25 protein-coding genes are annotated in these 26,034 nt (G+C 47.7%); 17 read left to right on the top strand and 8 right to left on the bottom strand.

Going from position 1 to position 26,034, the window contains the following annotated elements:
* Nucleotides 1-207: 207 nt before the first annotated feature.
* The gene (phhA, locus tag BLS03_RS09565) at nucleotides 208-999 is read left to right on the top strand and encodes a phenylalanine 4-monooxygenase (RefSeq protein WP_093272780.1); all 792 of its coding nucleotides are present in this window, start codon (nucleotides 208-210) and stop codon (nucleotides 997-999) included.
* A complete protein-coding gene (locus BLS03_RS09560; protein ID WP_093272779.1) occupies nucleotides 992-1,333 on the top strand; it encodes a 4a-hydroxytetrahydrobiopterin dehydratase in 342 nt (113 codons plus the stop codon). The genes phhA and BLS03_RS09560 overlap by 8 nt, the downstream gene beginning before the upstream one ends.
* A 28-nt stretch (nucleotides 1,334-1,361) precedes the next feature.
* Here the strand turns inward: BLS03_RS09560 and BLS03_RS09555 are convergent, their stop codons facing one another.
* Nucleotides 1,362-1,895: a hypothetical protein gene (locus BLS03_RS09555; protein ID WP_143015610.1), complete on the bottom strand. Its 534-nt coding sequence runs from the start codon at nucleotides 1,893-1,895 to the stop codon at nucleotides 1,362-1,364.
* 138 nt (nucleotides 1,896-2,033) lie between these two features.
* Here BLS03_RS09555 and BLS03_RS09550 point away from each other — a divergent pair, with 138 nt between their 5' ends.
* From BLS03_RS09550 to secF, 4 genes are all read left to right on the top strand, one after another.
* Nucleotides 2,034-2,711 carry an SH3 domain-containing protein gene (locus tag BLS03_RS09550; protein ID WP_093272776.1) on the top strand — a complete coding sequence of 226 codons (678 nt, stop codon included), beginning with the start codon at nucleotides 2,034-2,036 and terminating at the stop codon, nucleotides 2,709-2,711.
* A 90-nt stretch (nucleotides 2,712-2,801) separates the two neighbouring features.
* The gene (locus BLS03_RS09545) at nucleotides 2,802-3,260 is read left to right on the top strand and encodes a hypothetical protein (protein ID WP_093272775.1); all 459 of its coding nucleotides are present in this window, start codon (nucleotides 2,802-2,804) and stop codon (nucleotides 3,258-3,260) included.
* 81 nt (nucleotides 3,261-3,341) lie between these two features.
* Nucleotides 3,342-5,189: a protein translocase subunit SecD gene (gene secD, locus BLS03_RS09540; protein ID WP_093272773.1), complete on the top strand. Its 1,848-nt coding sequence runs from the start codon at nucleotides 3,342-3,344 to the stop codon at nucleotides 5,187-5,189.
* Between the two features lie 3 nt (nucleotides 5,190-5,192).
* Nucleotides 5,193-6,095 carry a protein translocase subunit SecF gene (gene secF, locus BLS03_RS09535; RefSeq protein WP_093272771.1) on the top strand — a complete coding sequence of 301 codons (903 nt, stop codon included), beginning with the start codon at nucleotides 5,193-5,195 and terminating at the stop codon, nucleotides 6,093-6,095.
* Nucleotides 6,096-6,257: 162 nt separating this feature from the next.
* On the opposite strand, the gene BLS03_RS09530 is transcribed toward secF, so the two are convergent.
* The 3 genes from BLS03_RS09530 to BLS03_RS09520 form a co-directional block, all read right to left on the bottom strand.
* A complete protein-coding gene (locus tag BLS03_RS09530; RefSeq protein WP_245696641.1) occupies nucleotides 6,258-8,630 on the bottom strand; it encodes a methyl-accepting chemotaxis protein in 2,373 nt (790 codons plus the stop codon).
* Between the two features lie 199 nt (nucleotides 8,631-8,829).
* Nucleotides 8,830-9,477, bottom strand: coding sequence for an isoprenoid biosynthesis glyoxalase ElbB (elbB, locus tag BLS03_RS09525; RefSeq protein ID WP_093272768.1), 648 nt, complete (start codon nucleotides 9,475-9,477; stop codon nucleotides 8,830-8,832).
* A gap of 131 nt (nucleotides 9,478-9,608) precedes the next feature.
* Nucleotides 9,609-10,523, bottom strand: coding sequence for a LysR family transcriptional regulator (locus BLS03_RS09520; protein WP_093272861.1), 915 nt, complete (start codon nucleotides 10,521-10,523; stop codon nucleotides 9,609-9,611).
* Between the two features lie 107 nt (nucleotides 10,524-10,630).
* Between BLS03_RS09520 and yjjG the strand changes: the two genes are divergently transcribed.
* The 4 genes from yjjG to BLS03_RS09500 all read left to right on the top strand — a co-directional run bounded on the left by yjjG (nucleotide 10,631) and on the right by BLS03_RS09500 (nucleotide 13,691).
* Nucleotides 10,631-11,305, top strand: a complete 675-nt coding sequence (gene yjjG / locus BLS03_RS09515) for a pyrimidine 5'-nucleotidase (protein ID WP_093272766.1) — start codon at nucleotides 10,631-10,633, stop codon at nucleotides 11,303-11,305.
* 148 nt (nucleotides 11,306-11,453) lie between these two features.
* Nucleotides 11,454-12,302, top strand: a complete 849-nt coding sequence (locus BLS03_RS09510; RefSeq protein WP_093272765.1) for a hypothetical protein — start codon at nucleotides 11,454-11,456, stop codon at nucleotides 12,300-12,302.
* Nucleotides 12,303-12,463: 161 nt separating this feature from the next.
* Nucleotides 12,464-13,063, top strand: coding sequence for a DUF1294 domain-containing protein (locus BLS03_RS09505; protein ID WP_093272763.1), 600 nt, complete (start codon nucleotides 12,464-12,466; stop codon nucleotides 13,061-13,063).
* An 88-nt stretch (nucleotides 13,064-13,151) separates the two neighbouring features.
* A complete protein-coding gene (locus BLS03_RS09500) occupies nucleotides 13,152-13,691 on the top strand; it encodes an NUDIX domain-containing protein (RefSeq protein ID WP_093272762.1) in 540 nt (179 codons plus the stop codon).
* Between the two features lie 75 nt (nucleotides 13,692-13,766).
* On the opposite strand, the gene BLS03_RS09495 is transcribed toward BLS03_RS09500, so the two are convergent.
* On the bottom strand, nucleotides 13,767-15,137 hold the full coding sequence (locus tag BLS03_RS09495) for an L-serine ammonia-lyase (RefSeq protein ID WP_093272760.1): 1,371 nt from the start codon (nucleotides 15,135-15,137) through the stop codon (nucleotides 13,767-13,769).
* A gap of 212 nt (nucleotides 15,138-15,349) precedes the next feature.
* On the opposite strand from BLS03_RS09495, the gene BLS03_RS09490 reads away from it, so the two are divergent.
* Nucleotides 15,350-16,189, top strand: a complete 840-nt coding sequence (locus tag BLS03_RS09490; RefSeq protein ID WP_093272759.1) for a YdcF family protein — start codon at nucleotides 15,350-15,352, stop codon at nucleotides 16,187-16,189.
* A 207-nt stretch (nucleotides 16,190-16,396) separates the two neighbouring features.
* The gene (locus BLS03_RS09485) at nucleotides 16,397-17,158 is read left to right on the top strand and encodes an SDR family NAD(P)-dependent oxidoreductase (RefSeq protein WP_093272757.1); all 762 of its coding nucleotides are present in this window, start codon (nucleotides 16,397-16,399) and stop codon (nucleotides 17,156-17,158) included.
* Nucleotides 17,159-17,211: 53 nt separating this feature from the next.
* Here BLS03_RS09485 and pdxR read toward each other — a convergent pair whose 3' ends face one another.
* Nucleotides 17,212-18,702 (bottom strand): MocR-like pyridoxine biosynthesis transcription factor PdxR, encoded by a 1,491-nt coding sequence (gene pdxR / locus BLS03_RS09480; RefSeq protein ID WP_093272756.1) that lies wholly within the window; start codon nucleotides 18,700-18,702, stop codon nucleotides 17,212-17,214.
* Between the two features lie 205 nt (nucleotides 18,703-18,907).
* On the opposite strand from pdxR, the gene BLS03_RS09475 reads away from it, so the two are divergent.
* The 4 genes from BLS03_RS09475 to BLS03_RS09460 all read left to right on the top strand — a co-directional run bounded on the left by BLS03_RS09475 (nucleotide 18,908) and on the right by BLS03_RS09460 (nucleotide 23,442).
* Complete coding sequence (locus BLS03_RS09475; RefSeq protein ID WP_093272754.1) at nucleotides 18,908-20,275, top strand: aminotransferase family protein; 1,368 nt, start codon at nucleotides 18,908-18,910, stop codon at nucleotides 20,273-20,275.
* A 262-nt stretch (nucleotides 20,276-20,537) separates the two neighbouring features.
* A complete protein-coding gene (gene tauA, locus BLS03_RS09470) occupies nucleotides 20,538-21,617 on the top strand; it encodes a taurine ABC transporter substrate-binding protein (protein ID WP_093272753.1) in 1,080 nt (359 codons plus the stop codon).
* Nucleotides 21,618-21,637: 20 nt separating this feature from the next.
* Nucleotides 21,638-22,495: a taurine ABC transporter ATP-binding protein gene (locus BLS03_RS09465; RefSeq protein ID WP_342720223.1), complete on the top strand. Its 858-nt coding sequence runs from the start codon at nucleotides 21,638-21,640 to the stop codon at nucleotides 22,493-22,495.
* On the top strand, nucleotides 22,492-23,442 hold the full coding sequence (locus tag BLS03_RS09460; RefSeq protein ID WP_176765565.1) for an ABC transporter permease subunit: 951 nt from the start codon (nucleotides 22,492-22,494) through the stop codon (nucleotides 23,440-23,442). The genes BLS03_RS09465 and BLS03_RS09460 overlap by 4 nt, the downstream gene beginning before the upstream one ends.
* Before the next feature lie 68 nt (nucleotides 23,443-23,510).
* Here the strand turns inward: BLS03_RS09460 and BLS03_RS09455 are convergent, their stop codons facing one another.
* Both BLS03_RS09455 and BLS03_RS09445 read right to left on the bottom strand, forming a co-directional pair.
* Nucleotides 23,511-24,203 carry a hypothetical protein gene (locus tag BLS03_RS09455; protein WP_093272750.1) on the bottom strand — a complete coding sequence of 231 codons (693 nt, stop codon included), beginning with the start codon at nucleotides 24,201-24,203 and terminating at the stop codon, nucleotides 23,511-23,513.
* Between the two features lie 339 nt (nucleotides 24,204-24,542).
* The gene (locus BLS03_RS09445) at nucleotides 24,543-24,818 is read right to left on the bottom strand and encodes a putative hemolysin (RefSeq protein ID WP_093272746.1); all 276 of its coding nucleotides are present in this window, start codon (nucleotides 24,816-24,818) and stop codon (nucleotides 24,543-24,545) included.
* Nucleotides 24,819-25,020: 202 nt separating this feature from the next.
* On the opposite strand from BLS03_RS09445, the gene BLS03_RS09440 reads away from it, so the two are divergent.
* Nucleotides 25,021-25,953 (top strand): exopolyphosphatase, encoded by a 933-nt coding sequence (locus tag BLS03_RS09440; protein WP_093272744.1) that lies wholly within the window; start codon nucleotides 25,021-25,023, stop codon nucleotides 25,951-25,953.
* Nucleotides 25,954-26,034 lie beyond the last annotated feature (81 nt).

The following is a 26,034-nucleotide window of genomic DNA, read 5'->3' as shown; positions in this document are numbered from 1 at the left end:
GGTGTGCTGTGACTGAACTAAGTGTTGGTGACAATTTAATCAATGTCAAACGCGACTTATATTTTCATCTTGATGATATTCAAGAAAAAATATCTCGATGTAAAATTTTTGTTACACAGTCGTCGTCGCTGCGGTTTAGAAGGCGGCTAGCGCATGATTGGGGATGACTTAGGCTTTAGCTAATAGGCATGAGATAGGAGCGATGTGATGACTCATTACCGTTCTAAGCCACTTGATAAGCATGGGCGTATTCGCTGGAGCGCAGAAGAAAACCGGATTTGGCATGACTTGATCCATCGTCAACACAAACGGGTCGAAAACCGTGCTTGTGATGCGTATCTAAGTGGTTTGGCGATGCTTGATTTGCCCACATCTAAAGCGCCGCAGCTCAGCGATATTAATCATGTTCTTAAGGCGCAAACGGGTTGGCAGGTGGTGCCCGTGCCGGCATTGATTGATTTCGAACATTTTTTTGCCTTACTTGCCGCCAAACAGTTTCCGGTGGCAACGTTTCTGCGCTCGCGCGACGAGTTTGACTATTTGCAAGAGCCGGATTTTTTCCACGAAGTGTTCGGTCACTGTGCGATGTTAACTCATCATGATTTTGCGCATTTTACTCAGGTCTATGGCCAGCTTGGTGAACATGCCAGCCACACCCAGCGCGTCTATTTGGCGAGGCTTTACTGGTTTACGGTTGAGTTTGGGCTGGTGAAGCAAAAAGGCGAATGCAAAATTTACGGCGGCGGCATTTTGTCTTCGCCGGGGGAAACGGTGTATGCGCTAGAAAGCCCAGAGCCTGAACGCGCAGCGTTTGATTTACAAACCGTGCTGCGCACACCTTATCGAATCGACATCATGCAACCCGTGTACTTTGTACTTGAAGACATCGCACAGCTGTATCGGCTTACTTGCCTTGATGTGATGAACCAAGTCAATCAAGCCATTAGGCTTGGGTTATTACCCGCGCGCTTTAAGTCAAAGGAAGTGAATCATGCTTGAACAACTAACTTGTGAAGCTTGCAGCAAAGGCGCCGAGGCATTGAATACTCAACAGCAGCAACGGCTGTTGGCAGAGCTTAGAGATTGGCAAATTTGTGTACGAGAGGGAATACCACAGCTGGAAAAAGTATTTGTATTTAAGAACTTTAAGCTTGCTTGGGCGTTTGCAGACCAAGTTGCGCACCTTGCCGAGGCGCAGTTTCATCACCCAAGCATTTTGCTGGAATGGGGCAAAGTGACAGTGACTTGGTGGAGCCATTCCCTCAAGGGATTGCATCGTAACGACTTTATCTGCGCTGCCAAATGCGATGCGCTGCAAGGTTTGGACTGTTAACTTAAGCCAGTTCAAGGTTGGCCCAGAATCATTTATTCCCCTCCGAATGGTTTTGGGCCCCTTTATTTTTTACATCAGCCTTGCTGGCGGTTTGCTCTGCCAAAGTAAGTTGCTCACTCTCCGTTATATAAGCGTGTTTTAGAGTGACTAACTTGTCACTAAGTTGGGTAAGCTGCGTTAAAAGTTGCTGATTTTGGGTAACATACTGTTGGCTGGAGTGGGCGTTGACCGCTTGTTTATTTTGCTTACAAGCTAGGCTCATGGTTTGCCATTGCGCCATCAGGCCACTGACAGGGCGCTCCTGTTCGGTTAGTAAGTCGATCTCTTGCTGTAGATGGTAGGCGATTTGCTGAGAACTCTCGATTTGCGCACGCATTTTACGTTGTAAATCTGGCTTGTTCGGCGACCAAAAAGAGACGATTTGCTGTTGAGTAAATTGGCGATGCAAGAACACTTGCTGACGGTAGATGTCGAGGAACTGATTAAATTTTTTAGCGTGTTGGTTGTACCAAGTGTCGAGCTGTTTCTGCTGGACAATCAACTGATTCCAACTCCTTTCCACGCATTGCCCACCCTGAGCGAGCCAAGGTAAAGTTGTCAGCCAAATGGCCGCTATAGTGTTAATAAGTGGGCGCCATTGCATGTTAAGTCATGGTGTGAGGTGGTCTGAATTAAGTATAGGTAAATCGCTGAGAGAGTTATGAAAAAGATCATCATGTTGGTGCTATTTCTACTGGGTGTCGGTGGCGCAGGTGCGGGCTATTACTTATTTGTGATGAAGCCAGAGCAAGAAGCGTTGGCTGCGGCCAATAAAGCTGAATTAGAGCGCCTTAAGCCAAAACCTGTACTCGATCTGGAAAAGGATAAGGTGGTGGTACCAGAGCCTAAGCCGGTCACCGATTATTATGTTAATCCAGAAAAACTCGCGGTTCGAAACGCCCCAAGTGGCGATGCCTTTATTGAAGGGTTTGTGTACCGTGGCGACAAGTTGCACATTCTCGAACAAAAAGACGGTTGGGGGCGTGTCACGCCTTACTATGTCTATGAAGAGGGCGGTGAACAAACTGCAGAATGGGTGCCGATGAAATCCTTGTTGGAAGTGCCGCCCACCATCACCCGTGAAGAGCGTTTGGAAACCGTCAGTCAATACGTTGAAAAATCGGATGACTTTAAGGATTTCTTTGAGATGTTCACCAAAAAGGCCGATGAATTGCTCAAAGAGGGCACGTGTTCGCCAGAGGATTTTGAAGAACTCGGGGGCTGGGTGCGTTCAAACCGATTTGAAGGACGAGATGTGTATTTCGTCTACTGCGGCGGCTTAAAGCAACAAAACAAAATTTACCTTGATGTACAAACTGGCAAGATATTCTACCAATAGCAGTGCGCAGCGAGTTTTAGATCTTTTTAGTTGTCGCACGCTGTTATGCAAATTAGTATGGGTTTTGATTTAGTTTATTTTGTTGTGTGAATGGGTCTGCGTTTTATTCAATATCTGTGGTTTACTCTGCTTGCTATGGTGCTACCATCGCAGGCTCTGTCGTGCCCCACAGAAGGCGAACCTAACCGCCAACTTATCACCAAAAATGCGCCGCTGTTTACCACCCAAGCGGACACGCTTGCGGCCAAGCCGGTCAACACGTCGGGCTCAACATCTTTCTCATCTAATACGTCTCGTCGTGCGAGTGCAATTCTTCATGCCTATCGGTTTGACAGAGCGCCTCGTTTTCAGTTCCAGCCTGATGACGAACCGTTAAGTTATGCTGCACTGGCGACGCCAGTTTCTGGTTTCAACACGTCTATTGGCACGCTGGCTTCGCCGATCATTTGGTATGTTCATGGCAATGGCAACCCATATCGTCTTGCTGGGTGGAAGGAAACCAACGCGCTGTACGTTGCCCTCAATAGTCAATTTCCCTTTTCTTCATAATTCTTGGCGAGCGTGTCTCGCGACCTAATTTGTCTAATTTCACTGATTAACTCGCGCTTTTTGTGTCGAGGGATTTGAACTATGAAGAAAAAAAACACCCGTAAGGCGCCTGCTAAGCGTCTTATGAATCACTACGCCTCATGGAAATATGTGGTGCTCATTGTCACGGTGCTGCTACTTGCACTTAGTGCTATTCCGACTTGGTATGGCGAACAGCCTTCGATTCAGATAAGCCAAGCGAAGCAAGGCAGTGTGTCGCAACTTAACTCGGTTGCCAGCCTCAATCAGTTGCTAACGCAACATCAGATAAAAGCCCAGCGCATCACTCAAAGCGCGGGGAAAACCACCTTGGTATTTGCTGATGAAGACCAGCAAACTCAAGCTCGCCAGTTACTTAATCCGTTGATTAAAGATGGCGATGCTATTAGCTTTTCTTACGTATCGGTTGCGCCTGATTGGCTCGGCAAACTTGGCTTTAACCCGATAAAACTTGGCCTCGACCTTCGCGGCGGGGTGCAGTTTCTACTTAACGTTGACGTCAATAAAGCTTTTGAAGAGCAACGTAATGCACTGATAGATGAAGTGCGCGATATGCTGCGGAGCGAGCGAATTCGTGATGTGGCAATTAAAGCGCAGGGTAATGACCAATTTGCCGTGACCAGCTCTGCCTCAGATGCACTGAATAAAGTCAGTGACTTTGTGGAGAAAAATTATTCAAATTGGCAAATTCAGCACCATGACGGTCAGCTCAGCGTTGCGCCAACCGAGCAATCAAAGCTCGATTTTCAAAGCCAAACACTCAAGCAAAACTTAAAAATCATGCGTGACCGCATTGAGGAACTTGGTATTACCGAAGCCATGGTTCAGCGTCAAGGTGAACACAGTATTCGCATTGAACTTCCGGGCGTACAAGATCCATCTGAAGCGAAAAATGTTATCGGTGCGACGGCAAGTCTGGCTTTCTACCCAGCGAAATCGCCAAGCGAAGGCAAAAGTTATTCCGATGTGGTGCTGAAAGATAACGATGGCAAGGATGTGGTGATTGATAAGCATCCGGTGCTGACCGGTGAGCATATCGTCAATGCGCGTGCTGGCGTCGATAAAATGGGTTTTTCAGAGGTCAATATTTCGCTTGATCACGCCGGTGGCAAGCTGATGAGTGCCTTTTCTGGTAAGAACATCGGTAAGCCGATGGCAACGGTGTATCGTGAATACACCACTAACGCGAAAGGTGAAACCGAGCGTCGTGAGCGAGTAATCAGTGTCGCGACCATTCAGTCACAGCTCGGCAGTCAGTTTCGAATTACCGGAGCTGGGTCGATTGATGAAGCGCAGCAGCTCGCGCTACTACTGCGCGCTGGCTCTCTGACCGCACCTGTCACTATTGTTGAAGAGCGCACGATTGGCGCCTCTCTTGGGGCGGAAAATATTCATAACGGCTTCGCCGCACTTGCACTTGGTCTGGGTTTAACCTTGACCTTTATGGCGTTGTGGTATCGTCGTTTGGGTTGGGTTGCCAATGTGGCGCTGCTGATTAACTTAGTGTGTCTACTGGGTTTAATTGGTTTGTTACCGGGTGCGGTGTTGACCTTGCCAGGGATCGCCGGTTTGGTGCTCACCGTCGGTATGGCGGTTGATACCAACGTTCTGATTTTCGAAAGAATCAAAGACAAGCTTGGCGAAGGGCGTTCATTTGCTCAGGCAATAGACGCCGGTTTTGACAGCGCGTTTAGCACCATTTTGGATGCCAACATCACCACCATGATCACGGCAGTGATTCTGTTTTCAATCGGTAATGGTCCGATTCAAGGTTTTGCATTAACCCTTGGTCTTGGGTTGTTGACCAGTATGTTCAGTGGCGTGTTTGCGTCACGTGCGATTATCAATGTGATCTGGGGACGTGATTCCCGCCACCAAGTGAGGGTTTAAATCATGGTAACGTTTTTAAAACAACATATTCGCCGTATTCGTTACGTGACAGGGTTTATATCGCTTGGCTTGATGGTGCTTTCAGTTGCGATGCTGGCAGGTCGTGGTTTGAATATGGGGCTGGATTTCACCGGCGGCATGGTGACGGAAGTCACCGTTGACCCACAACTTACCAGCGACCAACTACTTGAGGTCCTCAAACCGCAACTGGGTGAATTTACCAGTGTTACGCATTCTGACCAGCAAGGGCGTTGGGTGATTCGTTACTCAAATGCGCAAGCTGGTCAAACGATGCCGAATATTACCGATGTTCTTGCGCCAATCTCTCATCAAGTGAACATTGTGAGCAACAGTATGGTGGGCGCTCAGGTTGGGCAAGATTTAGTCGATGATGGTGGCATGGCGCTGTTGATTTCGGTGCTGTGTATTCTTGGTTATCTGTGTTTTCGCTTTGAATGGCGATTGGCGACCGGGTCTTTGTTAGCGCTAATGCATGACGTTGTTCTGGTACTGGGCTTTTTCGCTATGACGCAAATGGAGTTTAACTTGACGGTATTTGCGGCGATCTTGGCTATATTGGGCTATTCGCTCAATGACTCAATCATTGTTTCAGACCGTATTCGTGAGCTTTTAGTCGCCAAACAAAAATTGCCTACTGCTGAGATTAACGACCAAGCTATCATCGCGACATTTTCGCGCACTATGGTGACATCGGGTACAACGCTTATCACCATTTCCGCGTTATGGATTATGGGCGGTGCGGCACTAGAAGGGTTTGCAACCGCGATGTTTATTGGGGTGCTGACGGGAACTTGGTCATCCATTTCGATCGGAACTGTATTACCGGAATGGCTTAAACTCGAGCCTAAGCATTACTTGCCGGTCGAATTAGATGCCACGCCATAATGGGATTTTCAATGATGGCTTAATAAAGTGCTGGCTTGGGGGGAAGGGGAGTGCAAATATGCCCTTTGACGCCAGATCTGAACAGGCATTTACATTGTAAATTTATTAAGTGTTAAAGACGAAAAAGCCTCGCTTAGCGAGGCTTTTTGTATGTTTGGAAGGCTAAGCTTTGTCATCTTCACCGCGGAATTGGCTGCGGCGTGCTTCAGAATGCTTGCTTTCGGTGACTTGAAAGATATTGGTTAGCGAGCGCAATTTCACGCCCATTTTGGTGATGTCTTCGCCAATTGATTGGCTCAATTCGATGGTATGAGTAGTTTTGGAGAAGTTATCATCCATGGCATTAAAGTTGATGGATAAACCATTAATTTGTTGTTGCTGGCCGACAATGGCATGGCTGATGCGGTCAACATGATTGCTAATATTGGCGATTGACAGCTCAATCTGCTTCCAGCTTTGCTGCGCTTTATCAACTTGCTCAAAACTGCTTGCCGCGGTGGTTAAACTGGTCTCCATGATACCCACAACTGAGTTAGTACTGGTGCTGATGGTGGTAATCAGCTCGTTAACACTGGACGTCGATGCGCGAGTTTTAGTCGCAAGTGCGCGTACTTCATCGGCAACGACAGCAAAGCCACGTCCCATTTCCCCCGCACGCGCCGCTTCAATTGCCGCATTTAGCGCCAGCAGGTTCGTTTGTTCAGCGATATCGTTAATCACGTTAATTACGCTGCTGATTTTGTCGGCATCCCCTTTAAGCGACAATACTGCATCAGAAATACGTTGAATGTCTTGCTCAAGCGCCGCCATCTGCTTGACGGTCAGCTCCACCGACTCTAACCCACTGTTGACCACTTCTATCGTTTGTTTGGACGCTTGCTCAATGCCACTCAGTTCATCCGATACCACCAAGCTTGAGTTCATGGTTTCATCGAGTTTCTCTTTGAGTACTGCGGTTTCATGGCTAATTTTGTCGGCGGAAGATGTCAGTTGATAGTTCACTTCTTCGACATCTTTTGACATCGGTTTCATACGCACAATTGAGGCAATCAAACTGGAAAACGTTGAATCTAAATGGCCGATAAAAACATTGAACTGAGTCGCGAGTACCGCAAGTTCAGAATTGCCTTTTTCATCGAGGCGAAAACGCAAATCCCCTTGTCCAGAAGAGAGTTGTTTAAAGATGTCAATCATGCGATTGAGCGGTGTGATGATTGAGCGTGTCATCAGCCAAGCCACTAACGCACCGATGATCAGCGCGGCAATACCAAGCGAGACAATTGCTTTAATGGTATAGCTTTGCACGCTGTCTAGCAGTTTAAACCCTTCTGCTTCATCGATTTCACTGAGTATTACCCAGTTGAGCCCTTTGATGTTCAGTGGCTGGTAGGCAGACAGCACAGGTACGCCGCGATAATCATCAATTAAATGGTAACCACTTTTACCGCTGAGTGCTTCGGTCACTGAAGGCGAATTGACATGTTGTAGGCCAATTGAGGTCTGTTTGGCTTTGATAATATCAAGCTTGGCTTTATCTTGTTCAAGCTGGCTCACCGCTTGCACATAACCATCAAGGTCTTCAATCACAAAGCGTGAATTGGAGCGCATCAGTTTATCGCCGCCCACAAGGTAAGTTTCCCCCGATTGGCCCAATCCAGCTTTTACCCAGTTCTGATCGTGGGTCATGATGTTATCAATGATATCCAGTGGTAATTGCATGATCAGTACGCCGACCAATTTGCCGTGGTCATGAATTGGCGCGCTGATAAAGGCGGCTTGCGCATCATAAGAAGGAAGGTAGGGCGCAAAGTCGGTAATGAAAAACGGCTGGGATGAGTCGAGTTGCATCGCGCCGCGATAAGCATCGGCTAAACCGCTTTGGGCGTAGGGGCCGTCTTTGAGTGAAGTGGCAAAATCAAGCTCTTTATACACTGAGTAGGTCACGTAGCCTGACTGTGCGTCGACGAGAAAAATGTCATAGAAGCCAAAGCTTTGCAAATAGTGATTAAAAATCGGATGAAACTCGGCGTGAAAGTCACTGTACGGAGTGGAATGCTGGCTTGTATCGAGCGAGTTTTTCTCGCCAAGCGGGTACTGATTTAGCGCAATGAAATCGTTTTGTAGGGCGCGAGTCAGGTCAGGCAATGCGTTATATAACGAGCTAAAATCTTCCGTTTTTCCTGGGTTAAGCTGTTGATATTTTTCAGTGAAAGTTTTTTGGTAGAGATCTTTTAATACATGTATGTCGGCGCTGTTTGGGTAAGAAAAAAATCGCTCGCTAAACCCTTTGACGGCATTGATCACCATGGTGCTTTCTGACAGCGTTTCTACTTGATGTTGCACAGTTTTAAAGTAGCTCTCGACCCGATCCGTGGTTTGATTTCGCGCCGCAATCAGCCGATCTTTGACAATTACGCTGAGCTCTTGCGTTGAGGCGCGGTTAATCAGCCAACTCAACACAATACAACTTACCAGCGTAAAGCTGACGCCAAGTATCATATAGCTGCCAAGCAGCTTGGATTTTATTTTCATCATCTCTCCCCAAAATAACGTCCACAAAGTCCTTAAAAATATAGTTATTATTTTTAAGGCTGGTACTTTTGGGTGAGTTTGACTTCACAGATTTGTTAACGGAAAAAGACAAATTCACAATCGGGATGGAAGAGCGCCCATAACGTATTGAATACGTGAGTTTTTGGGCGCAAGACGAGTGGGTACCTCTTTCGAGGTAAATTTACAGTGTCAGCAGTTTTTCAACCAGTGGTTCAATACCGCTAGCAGCCTCGGAAATGGAATTTGCCAACATATAAGCAGGGGTCGAAAGGACGCAGTTTTGCTGATCAAACACATAGTCATTCACTGCGCAGTCAATATGTTCTCCGCCAAGGGCATTAAATGCAGCCGCGGTGTCTGCATCATTGCCTATTGTGCCTTTGACACCCTGTGGGTAAACCATCGGCATTAGCACCGGCGCGATACACAGATAAGCGGCAGGTTTTTGCGCTTGAGCAAAGGCTTTACACGCTGAAGCGACGTGCGCATTGATGCTACATTCAGCGCCATTAATTGCGAAATCGGTAAGGTTCTTCGCCGCGCCAAATCCCCCAGGCACAATCAGCGCATCAAAGTCATTGGCGTTAAGGAGCGCAACATCTTGCACCTCGCCTCTTGCTATGCGCGCGGATTCAACCAGCACGTTGCGGGTTTCCTCGCTGACTTCGCCGCTGGCGTGATTGATGACGTGGAGTTGCTCAATGTTGGGCGCAAAACAGTGCCAAGTCGCGCCGTTTTTCTCGATTGCGTGTAAAGTGATCACGGCTTCATGAATTTCACTGCCGTCAAAGACGCCGCAACCGCTTAAAATAACTGCTACTTTTTTCATTTCGTGCTCCTAATTCTTCATGATGAAAGGCGTACTCTCAATAGGGTAAAGATAGCGATGTTTGCGTCTTATGGGGCAGACGCCACGCGCATAAATGCAAATCTAATGCTTTACCGAGTTAACGATGACGATTATTGATAAAGCCGGTCCCAACTTGGTGTTTCTGAGCCAAGTTTATGCTCTATAAAATCGATGAAACTGCGCACTTTTAACGGCATGTGTTTGCGCTCTGGAAATACCGCATAAATGGCGTGTAGCGGCAGCGAATAAAGGGGCAGTAGAGGTTTGAGCCGACCACTAGCAATATCGCGTGCGACGATGAAGGTAGGCATTTGCGCGATGCCCAAGCCATCAAGCAGAGCGCGGCGAATCGCTTCACTGTTATTGACTGAAAAGTTACCTTTGGGTACCACTCTGACTTGCTGATTGCCTTCAAAAAATCGCCACTCTTGCCCGCCGCGAAAGTAGGTGTAGCGCAGGCAGTTATGATTGACTAAGTCGCTGGGCTTTTGCGGTTCGCCATGGGTGGCGAGGTAATCAGGAGATGCACACACTACGCTTTTGCAGGGTGAAAGACGTTTGGCAATCAGGTTGGAGCTTTCAAGCTCGCCGATGCGAATCGCGAGGTCATACCCGTCTTGAACCAAATCAACCACTTTATCTTCGAGTACCAACTCAACTTCAACGTTTGGATGATGTTCGATAAACTCGCTGATTAGTGGCGCAACGTAAGCCACGCCAAACGACATCGGCGCGGTGATACGCAATAAGCCTTGTGGCGAGCCTTGTAACTCGGTGACGGAATCGATGCCTTGCTGGGCTAAATGCACCGCTTGACAGGCGTAGTCGAAATAGCGTTTTCCCGCTTCGGTTAAACTCAGTGTGCGCGTGGTGCGATTAATTAAGCGGGTTCCAAGCTCATCTTCCAACTGATTAATGCGTTTACTGACAGCCGATTTGGTGATTTTTAGTTGCTTCGCGGCAGCAGAAAAACTGCCACATTCGACCACACTGACGAAAATCGGTAACGATGAAAAACTATGCACTGGCATTTCCTTGTAAACCAATTGGACACAATGTATTTCCATTTTGCACGATTATCATCGTTACGGAGACAATATACAATGCCGCCAGTTGATTTAAGGAGTGGATGATGAAATACGACTGGATACTGTTTGATGCCGACGAAACACTTTTCCATTTTGATGCTTTCAAAGGCATGCAGTTGATGTTTGCGCGCAAAGGTGTTGATTTTTCCGAGCAAGATTTTGAACACTATCAATCGGTTAACAAGCCACTGTGGGTTGATTATCAAAATGGTACCATCAACGCGGAACAGCTAAAGCAAATTCGCTTTCAAGCTTGGGCTGAAAAGCTAGGCACCACAACCCAAGAGCTCAACCAAGTGTTTCTGGCCGCGATGGCGGAAATTTGTGCGCCGCTTGCTGGGGCGAAAGAGTTAGTCAGCGCTTTAACGGGGAAAGTACGCCTAGGAATCATCACCAACGGTTTTACTGAACTGCAACAAGTCCGTTTGGAGCGCACGGGGTTCGCCGAGCATTTTGAGCTGGTGACGATCTCCGAGCAAGTTGGAGTCGCCAAGCCAGATAGCCAGATTTTCGCTCATGCCTATGAGAAGATGGGCAAGCCACCGAAACATCGAGTTTTAATGGTTGGTGATAATCCTCATTCGGATATTTTGGGCGGACTTAACTTTGGCGTTGAGACCTGTTGGCTGAATGTGACTGAGCAGCCAAAGGTTGAGGGAATTGAGCCGCACTATACGGTGAATTCACTGCATCAATTGCAGCAAATATTGTTTGCGTAGCGCTTACAATATGTGTCTAACGTTTAGGCAACAGTTTGATTACGTTAATATTTGTTAAAGTTGTATAACAGGCTTTTATTATCTGACAGTTTTATAATTTGCGTCGATGTGGTAAAAATGGACGCGTCTTTATTAGCTGTGTGTCGATATGAATTTAAGTAAGTGGTGGGTCGCTGGGGTTTTGCTGGTAGCAGGTGTCAGCGCCTATATAGGCAATGCGGTGTGGCAGCAGCACAAAAGCCAGCAAGGTTTGGTGCTCACTGAGTGTCAAATCGAAGAAGTCGTGCCTACTTATATCCATTTCTTTGTCACCAATGATGTGCTGCAAGTCATGACCAAAGAGCAGGTCAAACAGCGAATCGAAAAAATCATTCAATCTGCCAACACGGTGCTGAAAAATTCCTGCATCCCTCTGCAAAGACAAATCAAGAGCATTCAGTATGTCGATTTCAGCGAGCAATATCTGTTTGATTTTGGCTCGGTGCATTTTGCGCTGCAAAAAGCGGTTGGGACACAAGTGATTGGGCGAATTCGTCAAACGATGAATGAGTTTTACGCCATATTGCTTGGCCCTGATAACACGATTTTTGACGATCAGTGGCGAGGCACGTCCGAGATGTCACCCGAAGGTCGATTCATTGCGATGTCTTACGATGCTATGCCGTTGACGTTTGAACATGAAATGGGCCATTTAGCTGGCGCTGATCATGATCAACAGACCATCGACGAACAAGCCGCGTTTGGCTTTGAGCAAATCGTGCCATTGTGGGACCAAAAGCAGAGTAAACCCTACGCGCGAGCGGCGTTATGCGGCGATGCCGGAACGGTAATGAGCTACAACCACAATATCCTTCCTGTGTATTCCCATCCTGGTTTGTACTACCAAGGTGAGCAGTGTGGTGACCCTGAGCATGCCGATAATGCTCGAGTTTTACGCCGCTATGCCAAACATCTCAAACAAGAGTTAATTGCTGGTCACTGGATCGCTGACCGATAACGACTACACTCTATTTTATAAACTATCGTGCTATAACTGTGATCGGTGTAGCACGCTGTTGCGTTTTGTCTGCCTACGCTTACACCGATTAGCGTAGGCGTGTACACAGGGATGTACTCGCGTTGTGTGGCAAATGTAGGTGGTCAATCTAAGGTTCGGTCATGGATATGATAGGAACAATCAGCGAATGGGATGCTGAAAAAGGCCAAGGTTTTATTACTGTTAGCGGCCAGCCCAAACGAATTTTTTTTCAACTTGCCGATGTGTCGCGTAAAGGGCATTCACCGAAAGTTGATGAATACGTACGTTTTCACGTTACCAAGGATGTGTATGGCTCAATTCGAGCCACCGATGTCGAAACGCCAACGCCATTTAATTTTTCCTCCGCGATCGCGGTCTGGTTTGCTAGCGTCCTGTGTGCCAGCGTGTATCTGTTCGAATATTCGCTCATTGCCACAGTATTTTATTTTCTTGTCAGCGCAATCACTTATGCGATCTACGCTTTTGATAAAAGTGCCGAGCAGCATGGTGGTTGGCGTATTCCTCTGTTCTCCCTCTATTTTCTATCTTTAATTGGCGGTTGGCCGGGCGCGCTATTGGCGCAAGGGTTTCTTTATTACCGCTACCATGATGATCTGTTCAAGGTACTACTTTGGTTTACAGCGCTCGCCAACTTCACCCTCTATTGCTGGACGCTTTCCCCACATGGTAATGAGCAAATGTATCGCTTTATTGGTTATGTCATCACGTTGCTTAAGTGAATTTTATTAAATCTGACACACTGCTTTCTTAACACCAAGTGGCTTAGTCGTTATGATAATTCAATGTGTTAGCAACTGAGTTGGGAAAATGACGGATATTAAATGCTTAGATAGCAAAGTGGTGTATCAAAATAAATGGATGACGGTCCGTGAAGATGACATCGAACGAGCGAGCGGCGCGAAAGGCATTTATGGTGTGGTAGAAAAGCCCGATTGCGTTGGGATTATTGCTGTCGATAACGGCATGATCCACCTTGTCGAACAATATCGTTACCCGGTAAAACAGCGTTGCTGGGAAATTCCTCAAGGTGCGTGGGAATCTGCGCCAAACGCTGATCCGATTGAATTGGCCAAAGGGGAGTTACGTGAAGAGACTGGCCTTGCGGCTGCATGTATGACCTATCTTGGGCCACAGTTCTTAGCTTACGGCTTTCTCAATCAAACCTGTCATATGTTTTTTGCAAGCGATCTGACGCATGTGGGTAACGATCTCGATAGCGAAGAGGAAGACTTAATCACGCGTGCGTTTCCGCTCGCAGAGTTCGAACGAATGTTGCTTGAAGGGGAAATCAAAGACTCTTTGACCATTGCCGCTTTTGGTATGGCGAAATTAAAAGGCGTGCTGTAAAGCGGCTTTCATCGCTGGATTTTCCTGCGATAGTCATGAATCAGGCCGCGTTTAGCGGCCTGATAGCGATAGGGCTTATTCACATGGCGGCGCCAAATGAATCATTGCCAAACCACCGAGTGAGGTTTCGCGATATTTCTTGTTCATGTCCTTACCGGTTTGGTACATGGTCTCAATGACTTTATCGAGCGAGATTAAGCACTTACTATTGCGTTTGAGGGCCATACGTGAGGCGTTGATCGCTTTCATTGCCCCCATAGCGTTACGTTCAATACAAGGCACTTGAACTAAGCCGCCAATCGGGTCACAGGTCATGCCCAAAGAGTGTTCCATGGCGATTTCCGCCGCAATGCAGATTTGTTCATTACTACCACCACGAAGTGCGGTAAGCCCTGCCGCTGCCATCGACGATGAAACACCGACTTCGCCCTGACAACCCACTTCGGCACCAGAGATCGAGGCGTTAGTTTTGTAGAGAATACCAATCGCGCCAGACACACTTAAAAAGTCTTTGAGCTGTTTGGTGTCGAGCGGACGAATGAACTTATGGTAATACATCAATACCGCAGGAATAACGCCTGCAGCGCCGTTAGTTGGTGAGGTAACCACTTGACCGCCGGCGGCATTTTCTTCACTAACCGCAAAGGCAAACAGGTTAATCCAATCCATAATTTCCATTGGATCATTTTCAATCGCTGCGTTCGCTTCAAGCTTTTTGAGTAAGTTTGGCGCACGGCGAGTCACTTGTAAGCCGCCTTCAAGAATGCCTTCGGTATCGAAACCGCGCTGCATGCACAATGACATCACTTTCCAAATCTGCTCGGCGCGTTCGTCTATATCGTCAAGTTCGCGAAACGCTTGCTCGTTTTGCAAGATCATGCCGCCAAGGCTTAAGCCGTTTTTCTCGGCCAGCGCAAGCATTTCATCCGCGGATTTAAACGGATACGGCACAGGTGTGGTCTCTTCACTGACGCCATTTTCCAGTTCATCTGCAGTTGCGATAAAGCCGCCACCGATTGAGTAATAGGTTTCAAAGTCGAATTGATGGCCGTGTTGGTCAAACGCACTGATGGTCATGCCATTTTCGTGCAGCGGCAAATTATCATTATGGAAACAGATGTCGGTTTGGTAGTTAAAAGCGATTTGGTGCTCGCCTGCAAGGCTTAGCTCACCTTGTTCCATGGTATGAGCCAGAGCACTTTTGGCACTGCTCATTTTAATCGTGTCTGGGCGATTACCGAGTAAGCCCAAAATGACCGCGCGGTCAGTGTGGTGGCCACGGCCAGTCAGCGACAGAGAACCGTAAAGATCCACTTGTACACGAGCCACTTGTGGAAGGGTATTCCCAAGTTTTTGGGTAAATTGATAGCCGGCAATCATCGGACCGTTTGTATGAGAGCTAGAAGGGCCGACCCCAATTTTAAAAATGTCAAAAATTGACAACATAACAACTTCCTCACATGGCCAATGATCAGGCTCTTTTTGTGGTGTTCTTTTCGGTTAACTATAGTGTAATGTTGACTTGTCTAAAATTGAATGACAAGTCAGTAGCTTCTGCTGGCGCAGAGTATACATTTAGAATAGTGTTGTACAGTCCTACCACTCGTTGGTGTGAATAAATAGTGAGATGTGCTTAGGTGGCAATAAACAGCTTAATCATGGTTTTAGGCAAGCGTCTGATTGATAATCAATTGACGCCAGAAGGGCGGCTGCGGGTCGATAAGCTTATCGAAACGTTATCCCACGGCGTCGGAACGGCGCCTTTGGTGATGTTTTGTGGTGGACTTACCGACGGTCAGCACCGCTCTGAAGCGCAAGCGATGGCCGATTATTTTGCGGAATGCGTGGCGCACAACGCCTTGCCAGCTGACGCTCTACCCAGTTGGTTATTGGAAGACAACTCGACCACCAGCGTGGAAAACTTTTATTTTGCCGCTAAGTTACTGAAACAAGATCCGCGGGTGAATTCGGACAGCCGTGCGCCGCTGCATGTTCAATTACTCTCCAGTGACTATCACCTAAAACGTATTTTTGCCGTTCAAGATGCGATTCCTAGCCAAGGGATGTTGACCTATTTTAAAGACACCTTGGCAAGCCAAGGATTGGAAATCAAGTTGTCGAATAACATTGGTGATCACCTGAGTGTCGCCAGTCCTTATCAAGGCGCGCAAGCGACGCTGTTCTTACTCACCGAACAACTTACGCTGTATCGCGTGTATCTGGAAGGCGTGCTACACGGCACGGTCGAACGCTTAGACCAACCATTGGCGAGCCGACTGCTTGACGACGCCAAACAGACGCTGGCAGCAATGCAAGTGCTGACTGCGCAGCACGGTGCTTTACGCTTTGCAAAGCGCCACGTGGCCAAACTCGATAAAGCGCTTAACGCCTTTTCTACCCCTTTAAGTAAAACCCAGCTTGGCGCGCAACTCACCGCTTTTCATCAGCCGCTCAAGGCGCTGAATTTGGCCAGTGATCCCGATGCAGTGAGCCGTTAGAGTGCTGGCTACCAGTTCCAACCACATTCATCCGTTAACAACCGTATCATCCTCAATTTATATCACCCTCAATTCATATCGTGCGAAACCGGTGTTCTTTATACTAAAAAGTTTGTGCCAATAAACGCCGCCTTTTGGTCCTAGTTGTATCGAGTTGATTTCTCTATAGTGGGGAATAAATCCCAATTGATTGAATGAGGCATTGAGATGACAGGAAGTGTATTGATTACAGGCGCAACATCGGGTTTTGGCTTAGCAACGGCGCGTAAATACGCTCAGAACGGCTATCCACTGATTTTAACTGGTCGCCGTCAAGAGCGTCTTGATGATATTGCGGCTGAGTTAAAAGATCAGTGCGAGGTGTTTGTTTATCCGCTTGATGTACGCGATGCCGATGCGGTTCAAGCCTTTGTGAAAGCGATTCCCGAAGCGTTTCGCGATGTCCAAGTGTTGGTCAACAATGCTGGTCTTGCGCTAGGCGCGTCGCCAGCGCTGGAGGCTAAGCTGCAAGATTGGCACACCATGATTGATACTAACGTCACTGGGCTGGTTAATGTAACCCATGCGCTGCTACCGATTTTAGTCGCTCAGCCAAGTGCGACCATCATTAATTTGGCCAGTGTGGCATCAAATTGGGCGTATCCGGGAGCGCATGTGTATGGCGCAAGCAAAGCATTTGTGGCGCAGTTTTCACGAAACTTACGTTGCGATTTTGCCGGTACTGGCGTGCGAATCACCAGCCTTGAACCGGGGATGGCCGAAAGCGAGTTTAGTTTGGTGCGCTTTGACGGTGATAAAGATAAATATCAGCAAATTTATCAAGGCGCAGAAGCGCTGCAATCGGAAGATATCGCAGAGATCATTTACTGGATCTCTCATCTGCCGTCGCACGTCAACATTAATAGCCTTGAAGTGATGCCCACTCGCCAAGCTTGGGATAACTTTAAAGTGGTGCGTAAGCAAGACTAACTGCCGAAGAGCTTTGCTCAGAGGACGATGGGAAACGGCAAACTCAGTGCTGACTAAGCGCTCAACGTATTGAGCAGCATGGCCAATTTTTCGATGCCGGGAGCAATTTTTTCGCGGCTAATGGCGGAATAAGCTAAGCGCACATAATGTTGGCTGTCTGGGCTTTGGTGGTAAAAGTGCACATCACCGGGCTCAACCAAAACGCCAATTTTTTCTGCTTCCTCAGCAAACGTTTGGGCGCTAATTGAGCTTGGTAATTTGAGCCAGAATGAACTGCCTCCAACGGTTTGATGGGTTACGGTTTGCGGCATAAACCGGTCGATCGCTTGGCGCATTTCGGTCCATTTTTCAATGTAACTGGCGCGCAGTTTACGTAAGTAGCTATCGTAATAGCCCAGTGAGATAAACAGTGCGCTGGTACGTTGATTATTGGTCGGTGGGTGGCGATACATCAAGCGTCTAAGTTTGCGCGCCGCGGCGATCAAATGTTTGTCCGCCACCATATAACCAAGCCTTAGCCCAGGAGATAAGGATTTCGATAAACTGCCCACGTAGATCACTCGCCCTTGTGTATCTAAGCTTTTGAGCGAGGGTGAGGGCAGAGACACTACATTCACCTCGCTTTCATAATCGTCTTCAATGATCACAAAATCGTGCTGTTCTGCTGCCTTTAGCAGAGCTTCGCGGCGAGGCAGCGACATGGTGATGTTGGTCGGGACTTGATGGCTGGGAGTGGTGTAGACATAGTCGCACTGCGCCAGTTGCTTGCTAAGCGCAATGCCCTGTACATCAAGAGGAAGCGGGCTAATACGGGCTTGATGATGTGCAAAGATATTGCGCACATCCGGATAGCCAGGCTCTTCAATCCCTATCGTGGTCTCTGCCGACACCAACAGATTCGCCAGTAAATACAGAGAATTTTGAGTGCCGATGGTGATAAGAATTTCATCGGTCTGGGCACTGATGCCTCGCTTGGGCAATACATTGGCCTGCAACTGTTTTATCAGCTGTGGATCGTCTGCGTCAATTGAGTCTGAAATCCAGTCATGAATCACAGTGCTGCGCTGTGCCAATCTGCCACATTCGCGCCATTGAGTAAGCGGAAACAGCGAGTGATCGGGCTGACCATAAATAAACGGGTAAGGGTAGTGATTCCAGTTGGCGGGCTTTTGAATATTACGGTGTTGATTGAGCTGATTATCCAATCGTTGCGCCCAAAATTGCGCTTGTGCGCCTGCGGCGTTGGTGGGGTCAAGCGTGGATGTCTTGGCGCTCTGCAGTAGGTCATCACTTTGTTCTGCATGGTTAGCAAAATAGCCACTGCGCTGATGAGAATAGAGAAATCCTTCGTCGACTAATTTTTCATACACCAGCACCACAGTATTGCGTGATACTCGCAGCATACTTGCCATTTTTCGGCACGATGGCAACGCTTTATCGCCATACACACCCTGCTTTATGTTCTCCAGCACATGTTCTTTAATTTGTTCTTGCAGGCTGCGTTCTGGTGAAAATTGAATGTGGATCAGTCGCTCATTTCTCATTCATCTCTACCTGTCACGATGGGTTCAATTGTTAATGATTTGTTGATTAACTATAAGCATTTCCCATGCCAATCAATGTGTTCTCGCCATTGGTATTCACTCGCTGTTTGTCTGTCGCGGCTGTCACCATAAATAATTCACTCTGGTTCTAATCGCAGACGAGTGGCTTGATTATGGTAAACACATGCAACCAAGGAGGCCGGTTATGGAGCAAGAGTCGAAACAACAAGTCGTGGCACGAGACAAACAGCATGTGTGGCATCATCTTAGCCAACACTCGGTATTTGACAGCCAAGATCCGATGATCATGGTAAAGGGTGACAAAGAGTACGTCTGGGATGTCAATGGCAAGCGCTATCTAGACGCTTCGTCAGGTGGCGTTTGGTGTGTCAATGTCGGCTATGGCCGCGAAACTATTGCTAAGGCTGTTTATCAGCAATTAAGTCAACTTAATTATTTTGCCGGTTCTGCAGGGACGCCCGTGATGGGGGAGTTTGCAGAAAAACTGCTGGCAAAAATGCCCGGAATGAGCCGTGTCTACTTTTCTAATTCTGGTTCAGAAGCCAACGAAAAAGCCTATAAGATCGTACGTCAGATCGCGGCGCAGAAATATGGCGGTCACAAAAATAAAATCTTGTATCGCGAGCGGGATTATCACGGCACGACCATCACTTGTTTAAGTTCAACAGGGCAAGAGCAGCGTCGTTATCAATACGGGCCATTTACCCCCGGATTTGTTGAATTTCCTCACTGCTGTGAATATCGCAGTCAGTTTGGCGAGGTCGACGATTACGGCATACGTGCCGCGAAATTGTTCGAAGAAGTCATTCTCAAAGAAGGCCCTGAGACCATCGGCGCCGTAGTGATTGAACCGATTACCGCCGGCGGTGGCGTTATCACACCGCCAGCAGGATACCTTCAGGAAATTCAGCGCCTATGCCGCCAATACGATATTTTGCTGCACATTGATGAAGTGGTGTGTGGACTTGGGCGCACCGGGCGTTGGTTTGGTTATCAACATTACGGCATTGAACCTGATATTGTCACCCTCGCCAAAGGTGTGGCGTCAGCGTACGCGGCGATTTCGTGTACCGTCACCACCGAACGTGTGTTTGAGATGTTTAAATCCGACCCGCAAGACAAATTTAGCTACTTTCGCGACATCAGTACGTTTGGTGGCTGCGCAGCAGGGCCTGCTGCCGCGCTGGAAAATATGCGGATTATCGAACAAGAAGGTTTGGTTGAGAACGCTGCTGCCGTTGGCGAATACCTCAAAGCGGGCTTTTATAGTCTCTACGATAAGCACTCAGTGATTGGCGACGTACGTGGTGAAGGGCTATTTCTGGGGCTCGAACTGGTATGTGACAGAGCCACCAAGCAGCCGGTGGACGAAAGCGTCGCGATGGCGATTGCGAGCCAGTGTATGGCCAAAGGGCTGTTGATTGGCCGTACCAACCGCTCGTTTGGCGAGCTTAACAACACCCTATGTTTTAGTCCGCCATTGACCCTGAGCTATGCCCAAGCAGATGAGATCATTGCTATTTTAGATGAGGTGTTAAGTACGCTCGATTAAGGGCTGCTTGGTGCCAATTTCTGAAGTTTTTTGTTTAACTTGCGCGCCCAAGTCGGTTTTGACTTGGGCGTTTTTCGTTCTACTCAATAAAGCGGTTCAAGTCGAGCTGAGCGCGAGTTATTCGCTAATAGCGCCTAAATAGTGCACAAATGTGCACAACCAGAGTGCAAAACTGGACCAATAAATGTTGTTTTTGGCTCTACCTGCGAAAACACAGCGCCATTAAGGTAACAGTGGAAATCAACACAAAGAGGATGTGACGATGAAATTTTCAAATTTAAAATCCATTGCAGGGAAAGTCGTGGGGAGCCTGAAATTGTTAGCGCTGCCGCCATCGAATCTTTGGCTAAAGTCGCTGAGTTTGATAGCGCTACTTGGCGTGTCTTCGCTCAGTTGGGCTGCGAAAGAGGTGACGATCGGTTATCAAGGCATGTACAACCCGATGAAGTATGTGATTGATAAACAGCTGGTGGAAAAAAATACCGGCTATACAGTGAAATGGCGTAAGTTCGATTCAGGTGCGAAAGCCATCACCGCGATGGCGGCTGGGGCCGTAGACTTAACCGTGGCGGGGTCGAGTCCTATTGCCAGCGCCGCCAGCAATGGCGTCGATATGCAGTTGATTTGGGTGATGGAAAATATCGCCGATGCCGAAGCTCTAGTGGTACGTAACGACAGTGGCATCTCATCACCGGCTGACCTAAAAGGAAAGAAAATCGGCGTACCGTTTGTTTCAACAACCCACTTTCACATGCTATTCGCGTTGGAGCAATTTGGCCTTACCGAGAAAGACGTCAAACTCATCAATATGCAGCCGAATGCGATCATGGCAGCTTGGCAGCGCGGTGATATTGATGGTGCCTACATTTGGGATCCTGCCCTTGGCAAAATCAAACAGACGGGCAAAGTGTTGCTCTCGTCGAAACTGCTCAGCAGTTGGGGCAAACCCACCTTTGATGGTCTGATTGCCAACACTGAGTTTGCCCGTCAAAACAGCGAATTTGTCGCCCAGTTACTTAGCCAAATCGCGAAAGCGGATCGTGAATATCAGCAAGCGAAAGAATCCTTTAATGCCAACAATCCCATTGCCGTTTCGGTGGCGAAATTGTCGGGTAGTCAGCCTGATGATGTTGTAGAGGCCATGAGTTTGTATGAGTTTTTGGATGTCGATACTCAGCTTTCCTGCCAGTGGCTAGGATGTGGTGAGAAAGGCGGCGCAGTGAAAGCGCTCAAAGCCACCTCAGAATTTTTGCTCAAAGAGAAGAAAATCTCCGCGCTCAAACCTGACTACAGCGTATTCGTCAATCCGACGTATGCCGAGAAAGCCAAAGCCGAGCTTTAATCAACCACGATGAGGGATTGATGATGTCTCAACAAAAAGTTCTCAACATCCATGATGTTTCAGTCGTCTATCCGGGTCGGCAGGGCGGTGCTCCAGTCACGGCTCTGTCGGGAGTAAACTTAGAAATTCAACAAGGCGAATTAGTGGTAGCGCTTGGCGCTTCCGGTTGTGGCAAAACCACTTTACTTAACTTGATGGCTGGATTTATCCAGCCCACTTCCGGCTACCTAACGCTCGGCAAACCCGGTGTTGAAGGCATGCCTCGTGTGGTCATGGGGCGCGACATTGGTGACCAAATCATGGGGCCAGGAGCCGAACGCGGCGTGGTCTTTCAAAAAAACGCACTGTTTCCTTGGCTAAACGTGATTGATAACACAGCGTTTGGGCTCAAGCTGCAGGGGATAAAAAAAGCCGAACGAATCGAACGTGCGGCCAAATATCTTAAATTGGTCGGGCTTGAAGAGTTTCATCAACACAAGGTGTACCAGCTTTCCGGTGGCATGCAGCAGCGAGTGGGCATCGCCCGCGCGCTGACCAACGATCCGAGTATTTTGTTGTTGGATGAGCCGCTAGGCGCTTTGGATGCGTTAACGCGAGAAACGCTACAAGAGCTGCTTTTGGATGCTTGGCGTGCCACCAATAAGATGATGTTTTTCATCACTCATAGTGTTGAAGAAGCACTGTTTATGGCCTCGCGGTTAATTGTCATGTCGCCGCGTCCGGGGCGCATTACTCATAGCTTCAACCTCGATTTCAACCGCCGATTCCTGCAGTGCCGAGATGCGCGTGAGGTGAAGTCCGAGCCAGATTTCATTGCCATGCGCGAGAAAATTCTGTCGATCATTCATCAAGATGAAGTGGAAGAGGTGGTCGCATGAGTGTGAAAGCCAAATCTTCGCTAGATGAGCGGGAGCAAGACACGCCGATTTCGGAAGTGACCCTCAAAGCCAGTAAATCGTACCAAGAACCGCCAAGCCAGCACGTTGACCCGCCCGGTAAACGCGTATGGCGCCGAATCCTCAATCACATCAATACCCCGCCGAATTATTACGGTGAACCGGGACAGGGTAATTCACGTTGGATAGCCGTGGTTTCGACGCTGTTTTTTATTGCGCTATGGACCTTGGTGACTGAAGCGGGTTGGGTGGCACCGCTATTTTTGCCATCGCCGCTTGCGGTTGTCCACAAATTCGTTGAACTGTGGGTGGATGGTTTTGCGGGTGTATCGCTGGGGGATCACCTTATCGCCAGCTTAAGCCGCGTATTTGGCGCGTTTATTTTGGCGGTGATCACCGCAGTGCCGATCGGTATTTTGGTCGGAACCAATGTTTGGATGCGCGGTATTTTCGACCCATTGATTGAGTTTTATCGCCCTTTGCCACCATTGGCGTATTTGCCGCTGGTGATCATTTGGCTTGGTATCGACGAAACCAGTAAAGTGACTTTGATTTATCTGGCGATGTTTGCCCCCATTGCTCTTAGTGCTCGTGCGGGAGTGACATCGGCGCGCAGCGAACAGATACAGGCTGCCTACTCAATGGGGGCGAGCAAACTGCAAGTGCTGTATCACGTGATCATAAAAAGCGCTATGCCAGAAATCCTTACCGGTCTTCGAATCGGGATTGGTTTTGGCTGGACGACGCTGGTGGCCAGCGAAATGGTTGCGGCTCAAGCAGGGATCGGATATATGGTGCTCAATGCTGCGGAGTTTTTGGTGACCGATGTCGTGATCGCAGGCATCATTATTATTGGCGTGATTGCCTACACGTTTGATCTATTTATGCGTTATCTAGAGAAATGGTTGGTGCCGTGGAAAGGCTATTAAGTGTTAAAAAACAAGATAATGGGCACAAAAAAGCTGGCTAAAAGCCAGCTTTTTTATTCGATTAGCACTCAATCATGGTGTTTACTGATCATTTCAAAGCGCGTTTTGGCTGCGCCTAGCGCGATCAAGCAGTAACAAAGCAGTTCCATGGTCTCTTCGGAGATGTTTTTTACATCACGAATGTAGTTGTGACCCATCACGCTTTCCCAGAATGAACCCATGCCGTAAAGGCGTGAGAACACCAATAGCAACATTACGCCACCGACCAACATGTTCATGTGACGAGTTTTTAGAATCTGTGCCATCTCATTAATCGTGTGTTTACCACCTTTATAGGCGTTGAAACAGGCGATAAATGTTACGAGTAGGGCAGGATAAACCCATGAGCCGTGAGAGATTAAGTCAAACCAAGCGTCCATTTCACGGATGATCAATACCGTGAAAAATCCGCAGATGAGGTTTGCCGCATGTTTTACGTCTGGGCGGCGGCGACTCAAATTGAAGAAGCACAGAGCGGTACCTGCCAGCATAACCAACTGCAGTGTTTCCGTTAGCGATGCTTCGCCAATACCCTCTTTGAAGATCGAGTAATCGATACGAATACTTAAGTTCACTAAAATGCCGATAGCAACAATAATGAGAGCATTAAGAATATGTTTATAAATGGTTTTTTTGTTCTCGGCAGAGATATCAGTAGCGGCGCGGTGTTGTTGCACTGCGTCAGTCTTTACCTCTGACACGGTATGACTGTTCGATTTCATGTGATTAGCCTCAATGTTGGCAATGTTGAGCAGACGTTCTTTGTCGTCTTTTTCTTACTTTGTGTGATAACCCTCGCATTTTATGCCTGCTTGGGTAATAAATGTCAGAGGAATGTCAGGAATAAAACATTGTTCATTTAAAAGTAAATTTGAATTTTTGCAACTTGCGACAAGCGTGGTGGTGTGAACAGCTTAGTGAAAATGGTGATGTTTTGATAAAAAAAGTTAAAGAAGCGTTGGGCTTCTTTAACTGTTTGGCTCGTTTAACTATCGAGGGGCACGAAGCGACGTGGCAACGAAAGAGTGGTGACTTGCTGAATAAAACATTAACTGCGTGATTTAGCTTTTCGCAGCTGGGGTTTTCTCATCGTCTTTATGATGGTCACGATAGTATTGCCATTGTTCGACTTTGTCGTCGTCTGAAAATACGCAGTAGGTCACGCGAGAGTTATTTTCTGTGATGGTCTCTAATTTGGCGCCTTTTTGAACACAATATAAAGAGGCTGGGTTGGCGACGCTGGACCATCCATCTACGTCATATTCGTCTGGCTGGTTTGAACAGCCCGCTAACAACAAACCTGATGCGAGAGTGGCAAGCAGAATTGCTTTGTTCATGTTTGATTCTCCGACTTAACTCAATGCGTAGTAAGGATATTATAGGAGAGTGGTGCAAACAGATTGTCTTATGTTTGTTAAAAGGCTTCGGCTGTCTAAAATTAAGTCAGATGCGGCTTCCAAAATGGTGCTTTGGTTGTATAGCAAGGCGTCGATATTCAATTGCAAGCCGAGATGTGCCCGTCAAACATAGGATTTGCCCATGAAAAATAATAAACACCGTTTGGTGACCCGCAGTGACTTTGATGGTTTGGTGTGTGCTGTTTTGCTAAAGCAGCTTGATTTGATTGATGACATTACGTTTGTGCACCCGAAAGACATGCAAGATGGCAAAGTCGAGATCACGGCAAATGACATTGTCACGAATCTGCCGTATGTTCCTAACGCCTTTATGGTGTTTGACCACCATCTCTCCGAAACGCTGCGCAACGATTCCGAACTCGATAACCATGTGATTGATCCAAATGCTCCTTCAGCGGCGCGGGTGGTTTGGGAGTATTATGGCGGCCTAGACACGTTTCCCGACCAATGGGTTGAGATGATGGCGGCTGTGGATAAGGGCGACTCTGCGCAGTTCAGCCGAGATGAAATTTTAGACTCAACCGGCTGGAATTTACTGAATTTTTTAATGGATGCGCGCACCGGGCTTGGGCGTTTTCGTCAATTTCGCATTTCCAACTATCAATTGATGATGGATCTCATCGATTATTGTAAAAACCACACCATTGAAGACATTCTTGCTCATCCTGATGTACAAGAGCGTATCGAGCTGTACCGTGAGCATGAAAACCAGTTTAAACAGCAAATCCTGAGATGTTCCACTGTGTATCGAAATCTGGTGCTCCTTGATTTAACTTCTGAAGAGACCATCTACGCAGGTAACCGATTTATGATTTATGCGCTGTTTCCTCAGTGCAATATTTCGATTCACAAAATGTGGGGTTTTCAACGCCAAAACATTGTGTTCGCGACGGGAAAATCGATTTTCGATCGCAGCGCGCGAACCAACATTGGTGAGTTGATGCTGCGTTTTGGCGGCGGCGGACACAAAGCCGCCGGGACTTGCCAAATTGCCGTGGAAGAGGCCGCAAAAGTACAGAAACAGTTGATTGCGGCGATAACCGAAGCGGGTTAATCACATTGTATTGATTCGATAAAAACCAAGGCGCCTCATTAATAGGCGCCTTGGTTTTTTAGTTTGGTTATTTAAGCCGAT

The sequence above is a fragment of the Vibrio xiamenensis genome (genome assembly GCF_900100015.1).
In the GTDB taxonomy this organism is placed as follows: domain Bacteria; phylum Pseudomonadota; class Gammaproteobacteria; order Enterobacterales; family Vibrionaceae; genus Vibrio; species Vibrio xiamenensis.
The sequence above is the reverse complement of the archived record's forward strand: the minus strand, read 5'-3'. Positions and strand labels throughout refer to the sequence as shown.

Coding starts and splice junctions, on each gene's coding strand:
- secD (WP_093272773.1), top strand. CDS start 3,342: ATGAAGAAAAAAAACACCCGTAAGGCGCCTGCTAAGCGTCTTATGAAT.
- BLS03_RS09440 (WP_093272744.1), top strand. CDS start 25,021: ATGAAAAATAATAAACACCGTTTGGTGACCCGCAGTGACTTTGATGGT.
- BLS03_RS09500 (WP_093272762.1), top strand. CDS start 13,152: ATGACGGATATTAAATGCTTAGATAGCAAAGTGGTGTATCAAAATAAA.
- BLS03_RS09560 (WP_093272779.1), top strand. CDS start 992: ATGCTTGAACAACTAACTTGTGAAGCTTGCAGCAAAGGCGCCGAGGCA.
- BLS03_RS09460 (WP_176765565.1), top strand. CDS start 22,492: ATGAGTGTGAAAGCCAAATCTTCGCTAGATGAGCGGGAGCAAGACACG.
- elbB (WP_093272768.1), bottom strand. CDS start 9,477: ATGAAAAAAGTAGCAGTTATTTTAAGCGGTTGCGGCGTCTTTGACGGC.
- secF (WP_093272771.1), top strand. CDS start 5,193: ATGGTAACGTTTTTAAAACAACATATTCGCCGTATTCGTTACGTGACA.
- phhA (WP_093272780.1), top strand. CDS start 208: ATGACTCATTACCGTTCTAAGCCACTTGATAAGCATGGGCGTATTCGC.
- BLS03_RS09550 (WP_093272776.1), top strand. CDS start 2,034: ATGAAAAAGATCATCATGTTGGTGCTATTTCTACTGGGTGTCGGTGGC.
- BLS03_RS09490 (WP_093272759.1), top strand. CDS start 15,350: ATGGTTTTAGGCAAGCGTCTGATTGATAATCAATTGACGCCAGAAGGG.
- pdxR (WP_093272756.1), bottom strand. CDS start 18,702: ATGAGAAATGAGCGACTGATCCACATTCAATTTTCACCAGAACGCAGC.
- BLS03_RS09545 (WP_093272775.1), top strand. CDS start 2,802: ATGGGTCTGCGTTTTATTCAATATCTGTGGTTTACTCTGCTTGCTATG.
- BLS03_RS09475 (WP_093272754.1), top strand. CDS start 18,908: ATGGAGCAAGAGTCGAAACAACAAGTCGTGGCACGAGACAAACAGCAT.
- BLS03_RS09530 (WP_245696641.1), bottom strand. CDS start 8,630: ATGATGAAAATAAAATCCAAGCTGCTTGGCAGCTATATGATACTTGGC.
- BLS03_RS09505 (WP_093272763.1), top strand. CDS start 12,464: ATGGATATGATAGGAACAATCAGCGAATGGGATGCTGAAAAAGGCCAA.
- BLS03_RS09495 (WP_093272760.1), bottom strand. CDS start 15,137: ATGTTGTCAATTTTTGACATTTTTAAAATTGGGGTCGGCCCTTCTAGC.
- yjjG (WP_093272766.1), top strand. CDS start 10,631: ATGAAATACGACTGGATACTGTTTGATGCCGACGAAACACTTTTCCAT.
- BLS03_RS09485 (WP_093272757.1), top strand. CDS start 16,397: ATGACAGGAAGTGTATTGATTACAGGCGCAACATCGGGTTTTGGCTTA.
- BLS03_RS09465 (WP_342720223.1), top strand. CDS start 21,638: ATGATGTCTCAACAAAAAGTTCTCAACATCCATGATGTTTCAGTCGTC.
- BLS03_RS09445 (WP_093272746.1), bottom strand. CDS start 24,818: ATGAACAAAGCAATTCTGCTTGCCACTCTCGCATCAGGTTTGTTGTTA.
- BLS03_RS09455 (WP_093272750.1), bottom strand. CDS start 24,203: ATGAAATCGAACAGTCATACCGTGTCAGAGGTAAAGACTGACGCAGTG.
- BLS03_RS09510 (WP_093272765.1), top strand. CDS start 11,454: ATGAATTTAAGTAAGTGGTGGGTCGCTGGGGTTTTGCTGGTAGCAGGT.
- tauA (WP_093272753.1), top strand. CDS start 20,538: ATGAAATTTTCAAATTTAAAATCCATTGCAGGGAAAGTCGTGGGGAGC.